Annotated in this window: 10 protein-coding genes; 2 read left to right on the forward strand and 8 right to left on the reverse strand. The window is 36.1% G+C overall.

The window, feature by feature from the left end:
- Window positions 1-23: 23 nt before the first annotated feature.
- The 5 genes from ccsA (AC07N0_RS01750) to AC07N0_RS01770 form a co-directional block, all read right to left on the reverse strand.
- Window positions 24-2,597 carry a cytochrome c biogenesis protein CcsA gene (gene ccsA / locus AC07N0_RS01750; RefSeq protein WP_494587894.1) on the reverse strand — a complete coding sequence of 858 codons (2,574 nt, stop codon included), beginning with the start codon at window positions 2,595-2,597 and terminating at the stop codon, window positions 24-26.
- A 132-nt stretch (window positions 2,598-2,729) separates the two neighbouring features.
- A complete protein-coding gene (locus tag AC07N0_RS01755; RefSeq protein ID WP_309913574.1) occupies window positions 2,730-3,167 on the reverse strand; it encodes a cytochrome c maturation protein CcmE domain-containing protein in 438 nt (145 codons plus the stop codon).
- A 155-nt stretch (window positions 3,168-3,322) separates the two neighbouring features.
- Window positions 3,323-3,544, reverse strand: a complete 222-nt coding sequence (locus AC07N0_RS01760; protein ID WP_492800543.1) for a CcmD family protein — start codon at window positions 3,542-3,544, stop codon at window positions 3,323-3,325.
- A gap of 4 nt (window positions 3,545-3,548) precedes the next feature.
- On the reverse strand, window positions 3,549-4,208 hold the full coding sequence (gene ccsA, locus AC07N0_RS01765; RefSeq protein ID WP_494587895.1) for a cytochrome c biogenesis protein CcsA: 660 nt from the start codon (window positions 4,206-4,208) through the stop codon (window positions 3,549-3,551).
- A 254-nt stretch (window positions 4,209-4,462) separates the two neighbouring features.
- Window positions 4,463-5,128 carry a heme exporter protein CcmB gene (locus tag AC07N0_RS01770; RefSeq protein ID WP_494587896.1) on the reverse strand — a complete coding sequence of 222 codons (666 nt, stop codon included), beginning with the start codon at window positions 5,126-5,128 and terminating at the stop codon, window positions 4,463-4,465.
- A 266-nt stretch (window positions 5,129-5,394) separates the two neighbouring features.
- Here AC07N0_RS01770 and AC07N0_RS01775 point away from each other — a divergent pair, with 266 nt between their 5' ends.
- A complete protein-coding gene (locus tag AC07N0_RS01775) occupies window positions 5,395-5,613 on the forward strand; it encodes a FeoA family protein (RefSeq protein WP_309913561.1) in 219 nt (72 codons plus the stop codon).
- Window positions 5,614-5,764: 151 nt separating this feature from the next.
- Window positions 5,765-7,885 (forward strand): ferrous iron transport protein B, encoded by a 2,121-nt coding sequence (gene feoB / locus AC07N0_RS01780; protein ID WP_494587897.1) that lies wholly within the window; start codon window positions 5,765-5,767, stop codon window positions 7,883-7,885.
- Between the two features lie 186 nt (window positions 7,886-8,071).
- On the opposite strand, the gene AC07N0_RS01785 is transcribed toward feoB, so the two are convergent.
- From AC07N0_RS01785 to AC07N0_RS01795, 3 genes are all read right to left on the reverse strand, one after another.
- Window positions 8,072-9,586, reverse strand: coding sequence for an NAD(P)H-hydrate dehydratase (locus tag AC07N0_RS01785; protein ID WP_494587898.1), 1,515 nt, complete (start codon window positions 9,584-9,586; stop codon window positions 8,072-8,074).
- Between the two features lie 18 nt (window positions 9,587-9,604).
- Complete coding sequence (locus AC07N0_RS01790; protein WP_494588397.1) at window positions 9,605-10,198, reverse strand: precorrin-2 dehydrogenase/sirohydrochlorin ferrochelatase family protein; 594 nt, start codon at window positions 10,196-10,198, stop codon at window positions 9,605-9,607.
- A gap of 179 nt (window positions 10,199-10,377) precedes the next feature.
- Window positions 10,378-12,027, reverse strand: coding sequence for a fatty acid--CoA ligase (locus AC07N0_RS01795; protein ID WP_494587899.1), 1,650 nt, complete (start codon window positions 12,025-12,027; stop codon window positions 10,378-10,380).
- Window positions 12,028-12,317 lie beyond the last annotated feature (290 nt).

The following is a 12,317-nucleotide window of genomic DNA, read 5'->3' on the forward strand; positions in this document are numbered from 1 at the left end:
CACCAAGCGTTAACCTTTGTCACTTAAAAACCTTTATCTCTCATTAATTTAAACTCTCGGTATCTTCTGATAATAGCCATTACAAAGCCTATAATCAATACAAAAGTACCTAACCAAAGTAGGTTGATTAATGGTTTTTTGATAGCCTTCAAGATAATGAAATCTCGCTGAGTAGTATTGATGGCAAACCCAAACTGACCAGTTTTAGGGTCGATATTCGTAAATTTAGCTCTTACACCAATCTCGTCGTTTTCTACTGAAGGCATTGCTACTAAACCTTCTTTAATCACAAAAACAGGATTTACTTCATAAGGTCTAAAGTCTTTGCCCATTACTTTAATCGTCGCTTGTACGGCTGCGTCGTTAGCACCTAAAGGTTTGCCTTCATACGTATCAACACGTTTTACTTGGTCTAACACAGCTACATAGTCGTTCAAGAAAAATGTATCCTTTAACGCCACCGTAAAGTTTTCGGTTTTACTCCACTCCTTTTCTTCCAAATTTGGGGCTAATGCCACATAGGTGTAAAGGTCACCGCCAATCGTATGTTTCAAGGCTGGGGAAGGTGCATTACCCATTTTTTTATTAATCTGAAATCTCGGATACAGCGTAGTGATTTTCCCTTCTTTGTCTCTGAAATCAATTTCATAGAATTTATTTTCAGGGAAAACTGGTAAAGTATCGCCCACTGAATAGTATTTCTTTCCTTGCTGAACGATGTCTTCTAAAGCTACCGCATGGAAATCATTCTCGATTAATTCTACTTGTTTAGGATGCAGGTATTCAGGTAATTCCCTTCCTTCTACCCTCACGCCTTTGTAAGTAAGGGTATAATCACTCATTTCAGAAGGTGTATTCAACCAAAGAATTACGTTTTCTTTATTCTCTTTGTCATTATCCTTTGTAAAGGCTTCGTCTTTTTCAGAAATAGCAAAACCGCTATTATTAATAGACACTACTTTTGAATAGCCCGAAGAAAACAAGATTCCTAAAAGCATCATGGCTACTCCAATATGTGTAACTGCTCCGCCTGATAATTTATAATTCCCTTTGAAAATATCTAATAAAATACTTCCATTGGTGATGATAGAGAAAATTCCTCCGAACAATAAGGTAATGTAAGTTGGTGTACTAAAAAAATCTCCGACTTGCGTTTTGGCCGTAAAAAATATTACTACAAATGTTAACACTAAGCTCAACAAAAGGGGTGTAAGTAAATGTTTACTAAGCGTTTCTTTCTTGATTTTTCTCCACCAAAATGCTTGTCCAATCCCTGAGAAAATTGCAATACCTACGCCAAACCATAATTGAAATTTAGAATAGTAGGTTGGTGCATCAGCTGGTGGTGCTAGTTTTGAAACAAACCCTAACCCTTCTACAATTTTATTATATACTGGCAACGACGTAGCGGCAATAATCTGAAAAGCTGACAAGCAAAGCGTAGTAGCACCCATAAAAATCCAAAACTCACGGCTGTAAGTAGTTACTTCTTTATCGTCTGAAGGAATTTCTTTCCAACGGATGATTAGTAACACTACTGCCACGAACAGGAAGAATAACATATAAATCAATAACTGACCAGAAAGTCCTAAATCAGTAAATGAGTGAACGGATGCTTCTCCTAAAATCCCACTTCTGTTCAAGAAGGTTGAATACAAAACCAAGATAAATGTTGCTACGACCAAGATAAAAGAGGTACGAAGGGCAGCTTCATTATTCTTGTAGATAATCATACAGTGAATGGCCGCTATCAATACTAACCAAGGTACAAACGAAGCATTTTCAACAGGATCCCAGTTCCAATATCCACCAAAATTCAAGGTTTCGTAAGCCCAATAGCCCCCCATAATAATACCAACGCCTAATACCAACGCCGATACTAAAGCCCAAGGCAAAGCAGGACGAATCCATTCACTAAACTCTTTTCTCCAAAGCCCCGCAATAGCATAAGCAAAAGGAATTAAGGTAGTAGCAAAACCCAAGAAAAGTGTTGGTGGGTGAATAACCATCCAATAGTTTTGAAGTAATGGATTCAACCCGTTTCCGTCTTCGGGTACAAAATCTGGTTTCATCGTCCAAACTGGTAAGTCTGGCATGGCTTCACGCATTAATAAAAATGGAGACGAGCCAATTTTTAAATCAATTAATGGCAATACTACTCCTAAAATCATTGAAGATAAAAATACCTGAACAGCCCCAAATATGGCCATTACGGGTGCTTCCCAATGTTTATTGGTGTTGATTAGTACAATACCTAATACTGCATGCCAAAATATCCAAAGTAAGAAGCTACCTTCTTGACCTTCCCAAAAACAAGAAACAATATAATAAACGGGTAATGCTTTTGATGAGTGTGACCACGCATAGTGGTATTCAAAATAATGCTTGTAAATAATGGTGTACAAGACTGCGATAATTCCTACAACTGCGGCTCCGTGGATATAAAAAGCGAAACGCGAAAAGCGTTTCCAAGAAGCTTGCTGTAATAAATCAGTCGTTTGTACTGATTTGAAGTAGCCAATTGTTGAAATTAATGATGTCACAAAAGACAAAATAATAAACAAATGACCAATATTTCCGATGGTTGTATGTAACATAAAGGGAATTGGGATTTTGGAGTAGGATTGAATCGACCTAAATACCAACTCCAAAATCGTTGATAAAGTTGCTATCGCAATGTTCTGATAACCTAAAGCTGATGGCTGAAAGCTATTTAATATTCAAGAGAATTATGACTGTTTTTCGGGTTTTGCTTCTTTGAATTCTACTTTACCATCTTGGTATTTTGAAGGACATTTTAGTAGAATCTTCTCGCATTTAAACACATTGCCATCCATATTGCCGATAATCACCATTTGCTCTGCTCTGCCCATATCTTGTGGTTTAGGCGCATTATAGATTACTTTTTGTTCACGACCATTGTTATCAATAAGCATGAACTCTAAATGGTTGGCATCTAATACAGGGTTATAAACCAAATCTTGAATATTACCAGAAGCATCTTTTTTTAATTTCCCAACTACGTGTACTTGGTCATTATCTCCTGCTTTAGCCATATTTTCAGCTACAGAGAAATCAACATAAGTACTTGCCTCCGTACCTGTTGAAACAAGGATGGCAACTGCAATAGCAATTACGATAAGTCCGATGATATGAGTCTTTTTCATATTTGTGATTGAGTGAATTGTGAATGAGTGAGCGGTCCGCCGCCGCGGTTGTGAGTTAGTGAGTGATTAGGCTGACAATTACATTGGCAAGCCAACATCTAACTTTCCAATCGCTCATTCCTAAAAGCTTAAAGCTGAAGGCTCAAAGCTCACAGCTATTTTTTAAGTTGTTTTTCTAACTTAGTAATCTTGCTATCAAGATTTATTAAGTAAACAATAATTCCTGCAAAAATGGTTGCAACAACTGCTACTACCACATAAATTCTACCGTCAGCAAATAATTTATCCGCCATTTCAGGTTCTCCTGCGGCGTTATCCTGAGCAAAAAGGCTTACAGACATCAGTAAGCAAATAATTAACGAAAGTGATTTTTTCATATTTCTAATCTTGATTCAATGCTATCAATTTTCTAATTCTTAATCGTAGGCTAGTAATCCAAAAAGCCAGACAAATCCAACCAATACAGGCAGGATAAAAAACGATTCTCATCGTATGTTCAGTATCCATCGGTTTAAAACCTGGGTTTCCACCATTTCCTGGATGAAGAGAATCTGTCATTCTTGGTAAAATAATCAATAACGGAATCAACAGAGCTACCGCAAAGATGTTATAAATCGCTGAAATCCTTGCCCTTTGCTGTTCATCTGTAAAAGAACCTCTCAGGATAATGTAAGCGAAATAGATTAACAGCCCAATAGCCGCTCCGTTCAGTTTCACATCATTTGTCCACCAAGTACCCCAAGTATATCTTGCCCAAATACTGCCTGTAGCAATGCCAACAATCCCAAACACAATCCCTGTATTGGCATATTCTGATGCCTTATCATCAAAACTCATTAAAGGATTGCGGAGATATTGGATAGAATTCCATACTGAAACACCTAGCATGGCAAACATCGCAAACCACATAGGCACATGAAAATAAAGGTTACGAGCAGTTTCATGAAGAATAGGCTGACTAGGGATACGTCCTAGAAAACCCCAAATTACTACATAGGCCAATAGCACTACGGTCAAAATTTTATACCAGTTTTGTTTCATTATATTATTTGTGATTGAGTGAGTTGTGAGTTAGTGATTTACTATTTCACTCTACATTTTATCACTCTCTCGTTATTTTTTTTGTAATCTAGTGATTGATAATTTCCATAATCTATTTTATCAACCTCAACTTATATCTTTTCCCTTTTACAAATATTTAAGCCAACAAACTCAAATCTAAAGTCTTACCTCTTGTCTCTAAAGGCTCAAAGTCCTAAAGTCTAGAATCTTGCGTCTTGTCTCTTGCCTCTCCTCTAACTCCTCCACAAAAAAGGAAAAAGAATTACACTCAACACTAATACAATAGCATCTATGGCCAACAGCATAAATACTTCGTCTAAGCTGCTTGCTCTATCCAAGCCATCCAAAGCATTTTTAGATATTTTCAATAACATCAATAGCATTGGTAATATTACTGGAAAGCTAAGGATAGCCATCAACGTAGCACTGTTCTCTGCTTTAGATGCAATACCTGCAATCATTGTTAGTGTACTCGAAAACCCTACTGCACCCAATACTATACTTGCTAGGTACAATGGCATATCTCCTACAGGATTACCCATTACTATTGCATAAACCCCAAAGCCCGCCAAAGCTAGCACTAACATCAAAAGCGTATTATAAACAATTTTTGAAAGAATAATGCCTACAGGGCTAGCCAAAGTATAATAATATAAAAGTCTTCCGTATCGCTCTTGGGTAAAACTTTTGGCAATGGCATTCATTGCTGTGAATAATAAAATAATCCAAAACAGTGTATTCCACGTAATTTTATCGATTTGATTAGCTTTCATCCGAAAAGACAAATAACAAACATACACTGTACTAACAATATATAACAGCATGCCATTAAGGGCATATTTTTGTCTTAGTTCAAGCGTAATTTCCTTTTCTATTAAAGCTTTAATCTCTTTGTACATGCTGCGGAATAAGCAATTGTCTATTTTGCGTATTTTTTTGCAAAGTTACGACACAAACAAAACGCTTGGTCATGAAACAAAATAATATTTTGACATTCCAAAATGATTTTAGTCATTAATTGTTTCTAATGAAGGAACTCTTTGTTAATTTGCATTTGTTTTAGAATAAGTCTAAATAAATCATTTCAAGATTACATGAAATTGACTGTTTGATTCTGTTTTTAGAATTGAATTTCTATTCAGTTGAGTACTGATAAATAAAGCCCATGAAAACCATTGCAGATTTACAAATAGGAGAAAGAGGAATTATCGTTAATTTTACAGACGAAGGTTTATCGTTAAAATTACTTGAAATGGGTTGTTTACCCGGTACACAAGTAACTATGACACATATTGCTCCTTTTGGTGACCCTATCGCTGTTAAGGTTTCTGGGTACGTACTTTCGATGAGAGTAGATGAAGCCTCAACGATTGTAGTTGCTTAACAGTAATTGAAATATGATATTTGTGTGTTTTCTTGACGAAAAGGCAATTATCAAAAACTGCAAAATTCAGTTTTATCGTTTCAGTTGCTCAGCTTAAAGCCTCTTTGTATGAAGTACGCTCAAAAAATTGCCGTTAATTTAATTTAAAAAATTGAAAAAATCTCCAAAAATAGCTCTCATCGGTAATCCAAACGCTGGGAAATCATCATTATTTAATTCACTAACTGGTCTTCGTCAGAAAACAGGTAATTTTCCTGGGGTGACGATGGACAAACTAATTGGTAAATGGAAATTAGAAAGTGGGGATGATGCTGAAATTCTAGATTTACCAGGTATCTATAGTATTTATCCCAAATCTGTGGATGAACAAGTAGTTATCAACATTTTGGCTAATCCACAACATCCCGACTATCCAGATTTAGCCATTGTTGTAGCTGATGCATCCAACCTTAAACGCAATTTATTGCTTTTCAGCCAAGTACGTGATTTAGGCATTCCTACTGTACTAGCTTTAAATATGATTGATGTTGCTGAAAATCAGGGAATTGTAATCAATTCAGTAAAATTAGCGCGTGAATTAAACGTTGAGATTGCCGAAGTTAATGCCAAAAAAGGTATCGGATTAAATGGTTTACGTTTGGCAGTGAATAAAACATTGGCATCTGGTTATAATTCTAATGATACGCTACCAATGGCTTATTCAAGCGAATTGGTGGATGAAATCAAACAGAAATATGGAGATACCGACGATTATCATGCCTTACTCTGGCTTTCGGAACATGATAATTTAAGGCAATTCAATACGCAACAAAGAGTAGGCTTTGACGAACTGCAAACAAAGTATGGTTGGAAAACCCAAGAAGCACAATCAAAAGAAACCATGGCAAGGTATGCACAATTGAATGAAATTGTGGATAACTGTTTACATGAAATGCCTATTGAAGAAGACCCTATCAATACTTGGACAGACCGCCTTGATAAAATATTCTTGCATCGTTTCTGGGGTTATTTCATTTTCTTAGCCATTTTGTTTATCGTTTTCCAAGCCATTTTTACTTGGGCAACCTATCCAATGGATTTGATTGATGGTGGCATAGCATCCCTCAACGAGTTCCTTAAAACAGAACTTCCTGATTCTAAACTAACCGATTTGCTCACCGATGGATTGATTTCTGGTATCGGTGGCGTATTGATTTTTATTCCTCAAATTGCCTTTTTGTTCTTCTTTATTTCAATGTTGGAAGAAACAGGCTATATGTCGAGAGTGATGTTTATCATGGATAAACTGATGCGAAGATTCGGTTTGAGTGGAAAATCAGTTGTGCCTTTAATTTCAGGGGTTGCTTGTGCCGTACCAGCTATCATGAGTACGCGTAGTATTAGCTCTTGGAAAGACCGATTGATTACCATCATGGTAACGCCATTGATGTCTTGTTCGGCACGTCTACCTATTTATACAGTATTGATTGCCCTTGTGGTGCCAGAAACGAGTTCTTTGTTCGGTATTTTCAATTTACAAGGAGTAGCCTTGTTTGCTTTATATTTATTAGGCTTCTTTGTAGCATTGGTTTCAGCTTGGATTATGAAGTTACTTTTGAAAGTAAAAGAAAGAAGTTACTTCATTATGGAATTGCCTTCTTATAAAGGCCCTAGGTTTTCACATGTTGCCATAACGATTTGGAATTCTACAAAAGCTTTCGTTTTTCAAGCTGGTAAGATTATCGTGGCAATCTCAATCGTCCTTTGGGTATTAGCCAGTTACGGCCCAGGAGATGCGATTGAACGAGCTGAAATTAAAATAAAAGCAGAAAACCCAACATTGACGGGTATCGAGTTGGAGAATAAAATAGCTTCACAGAAATTAGAAAATTCTTATGCTGGTGTTTTTGGTAAAGTAATTGAACCTGTGATTAAGCCATTGGGATATGATTGGAAAATCGGAATTGCCTTAATCACCTCTTTTGCAGCACGTGAAGTATTTGTCGGTACGATGTCGACTATTTATAGTTTAGGGGGTGAAGTAGACGATGAAAACTCTACAGTAATGAACAGAATGCGTGCGGAAATCAACCCAGAAACGGGTAAACCTATGTATGATACTGCTTTGGGCTTTTCGCTATTAATTTTTTATGCCTTTGCCATGCAGTGTATGAGTACATTAGCAATTACTTACCGCGAAACTAAATCATGGAAATATCCAGCTATCCAATTATTTTATATGACTGGCCTAGCTTATGTTTCAGCATTTATTGTTTATCAGGTTTTGAAATAATAATGTTAATCGTTAAAAATATTGATAGAAGGCAAGCTTAGGTTTGCCTTTTTTTGTTTTCAATGAAGTAAGTTTTACTGAAAACTTTAATTTATTCTTTGAATGAAACACAACAATATATTAGATAGATTAAATAAGGTAAAAAATGCATAATAATAAATCACTCAATCACAATTTGCCCTCTCTTCACCACCTCAAATTATCAATAATATCACTCGCAATCATAGCCATTTGTCCAAGACTATTCGCTGCTAAATCTCCTGCTTCACCATGTTTAAAAACGCCTAGCATAGCCGCTTCTTTGGCTGAATATCCTTGTGCCAATAAAGCCACAATAATACCCGTCAACACATCCCCGCTTCCTGCAGTTGCCATACCTGCATTACCTGTTGAATTAAAATAAACATCTCCTTCGGGAGTAGCAATAGCTGTTTGATAACCCTTTAACACTACAAATATTTGATGCTTTTTAGCGAATTGTTGTAGTAAACTCAGTTTGTCATAATCATCTTTCCATGTCAATCCCAATAATTTTTGAAACTCTTTAGGATGAGGTGTCAAGATAGTATTGGGAGGCAATTGTTTTAGTAAACTTCTACCTTCTTCAGTTCCTAGTAAATTCAAGGCATCAGCATCAATAACCATTGGTTTATTAGTAGCCGTTATTACACTTTCCAACATTTTACAAACATCTGGGTGGGTACTGATACCAGGACCAACAGCAATAGCTTGATAATGTTCGAAATCTTTTTCGGTAAACTGTGTAGAAATAAAATCTAAATTATCTGTGGTAGTTAGCGTCATGGCTTCTGGCACGGAAACTTGCATCATTTCATAAGCCATATTCGGCACATGGCAAGTAAGTTTACCAACACCTGACCTCAAACAAGCCTTAGCAGATAAAATGGCAGCCCCCATCATTCCTTTTGAGCCCGAAATTATCAGGCTATGCCCATAAGTACCTTTGTGAGAGAATTTTTGACGGAGCTTAGGGAAGATTTGTGCTGTATAAAAATAATAAGAAGGGAGTTCATTAATCATTTCCTCCTGCAAGCCAATATCTAGTACCTCCCATTCACCTACAAAATCATAATTCTGAGGCAACATCAATGCCAATTTAGGTAACTGAAAAGTAACGGTAAAATCGGGCTTAAAAATAACATCTCCTTTATCATTTGCGTTATCCATAAACAACCCCGAAGCAATATCTACGGCAATTTTTATCGCTGCTGTTTCATTCAAGGTATTGATTAGTTCTTTCAAGATTCCTTCTACACACCGATTGATTCCCGCCCCTAATAAGGCATCAATGATAATATTATTTTCTTGAATATCCGAAAATAGCGTAAAGTCGTTAACAGTCTTGATAAAATTAACTTTAGCAAAACTTTGAAGGCGTTTCAGGTTTATATCAAAATCGCCACTTGTTTTGTCGGTATATTGCACGACAAAAACCTTTACACAAAAGCCCTGTTGTTTTAACAAGCGAGCAATAGCTAACCCATCTCCCCCATTATTGCCTAAGCCGCAGAATATGTTGATACACAATTTTGTATTAGAATAGTATTTTTGACCGAACCAATTGACAAAAGTAGCGCACGCCCTCTCCATTAAATCAATAGAAGAAATTCCTTCTTTTTGTATCGTAAAAGCATCCAAAGCTCTTATCTGACTAGCATTAAGGATTTTAAGCGTTTCCATTGATTTATTATCTATCATTTACTTTTTATTAATCATTGTTTCTGTTACTTCATTTAACACCCTGATTTTTTCTTGAAAATCCCCTTTGATTGATTTTCTGATTTCTCGCAAATTATCCAGCAATTGTTGAATATCGTCTGGAATAATATCATCTAAAAACTCTCGCATCCTTTTTGCCATCGTGGGCGATTTTCCATTGGTCGAAATACCTATTTTTAAATCTCCTTTCTGTACAATTGACCCCAAATAAAAATCACAAAGGGCTGGTGTATCTGCTACATTGCATAAGATGTGTCTTTCAGCAGTACTGCGTTTGATGTTTGCATGCAATTCGGGATTATCCGTTGCCAAAATCACCAAATCTCTATTATCTAAATCATTATACTCAAAATTCCGTTCCTCTATAATTACTTGTGGAAAACTCTGCGCATATTCTCTCAATTCGGGTCTTATTATCGTTCCCACCACAGTTACTTTAGCTTCAGGACTATTATTGAGCATCGCCGAAAGTTTTTCTAAACCCACATTTCCTCCGCCCACAAGCAAAACATTCAATTCTTCTAACTTAAGGAAAACGGGAAACAATCGGTTTTTTATGGAAGTATTTTGCATCATCTTTTTGTTCGAATAATTGAATGAGAATGTGTATAATATAAAGGTTAATATCCAACAATGGCTATTAATAGCAATTTGAAAGGCGAAGATACAAACAAAAAACCTTGCTCGGAATCCGAGCAAGGTTTCAGTAATCAAGCATTTATATAAAAATCGTTATGAAAGATTTTTCTTCTTTAGATTGGCAACAAAGTTCTAATCACTTTTTTGTCAATTTTCCCGACTGATGTTTTCGGGATAGCCTTGGCGAAATCAACCGATGTTGGGATTGTCCAAGCAGTGATTGTTTTATCATCCACATACTTTTGCAAAAAATTCTTCAAATCTTCTTTGCTCAGACTTTGGTCTTGTTTCAATACAATCATCGCATGTGGGCGTTCGCCCCATTTTGTATCTGGAATCCCCACTACTGCCACTTCTTGAACAGCTTCATGTTTGCCAATCAGGCTTTCCAAGGCAATAGAGCTTACCCATTCCCCTCCAGACTTTATCACATCTTTTATTCTATCTGTTATTTTTAAGGAATGATGCTGGTTCATTGTAGCCACGTCGCCAGTATGCAACCATCCTCCTTCCCACAAATCCTCAGACTTTTCGGGTTCATTAAAATAACCTTGTGTCAACCACGGTGTTCTTGCTGTCACTTCACCTATTGTCTCTCCATCTTTATTAGCAATACTTCCATCTTCTGTTAACAACTGTAAATCAACTAAAATAGCAGGCGTTCCAGAACGCGTACGGGCTTTTACTTGAAAATCTATATCTGGATTCTTTGCATCTTCAGGATTCAAGTACACTGTTGATAAAATCGGGCAGGTCTCAGACATCCCATATCCTGTAATCACATCTATTCCTCTTTGTAAAGCTGCTTTAGCCAAAGCCTCTGGTAAAGCAGAACCACCAATGACTACTTTCCATTGAGATAAATCAATTTGTTGCGTAGCTGCATGTGAAACAAACATCTGTAAAATAGTAGGCACGCAATGTGAAAAGGTAACTTTTTCTTTTACAAAACATTTCAATACCATTTCAGGCTCAAACTTGCCAACATACACTTGCTTAGTATTACACATCGTAGCCACATAAGGAAAGCCCCATGCGTGTACATGAAACATGGGCGTAAGTGGCATATATACATCGGTATTATTAAAACGACAAGCACCAGCAATCGCACTGAATGTTACGCTGATGGATAAAGTATGCAAGACTAACTGACGATGAGTAAAATATACCCCTTTAGGATTGCCTGTTGTGCCAGTAGTATAAAAAGTAGTGGCTACGGCATCTTCGTCAAAGTCCTCGAAGTCATATTCATCAGCAGCATTTTCTAATAGAGCCTCATATTCGCCTATTATTGGTAACGAAGTGTTGTTAATATATTCCCCATTATCAGTACAAACAATAATACTTTTAACAGTAGTTATTTCATCAAATAAAGATGCCAGAAGTGGCAAAAAATCAACATGACAAATAATTACTTCATCTTGGGCATGATTAATAGTATATAATATCTGAGCAGGTGAAAGTCGCCAATTGATGGTATGTAATACATTTCCCGTCATGGGAATGCCAAAGAAACACTCCAAGTATCTATGAGAATCATAATCCATCACGGCAACAGTTTTGCCACCATCCAGCCCCATGTTTTTGAAAACATTTGCTTGTTTTCGAACTCTGCGATTCAGTTCGAAATAATTATATCGTAAAGAGTCCTTATAAACAATTTCGTTATGAGGTTCCAAAATTGTAGAATAAGCAAGAATACTTTTAATCAATAAAGGATATTTAAAAGCGTGACTGGCTGAGGGTAACTTGCGAATATTCATTTAAAATCGTCGAGTTATCACAAATTTTTTATAAAAAATATAAAATTATTAATAATTATACAAAGGTATATGTTTTGTGAAATTAATGTAATTAAATACAAATTTTTATTTATAAAATCAACTTAATACTATATTACTACACGATTTATGAGGGTTTTAAATTGTATCAATACCCTGAAATTTTGAAACAAATAGATTTAATAATGACTAAATCCAATACAGTAAAGCGCTTAAATTATCTAAATCAAAAAGTTTAATGTTTTTTTTATGGTTTTAAGCGAGTCCTGTCT

Source organism: Arcicella sp. GW821-FHT09D11 (genome assembly GCF_059416265.1).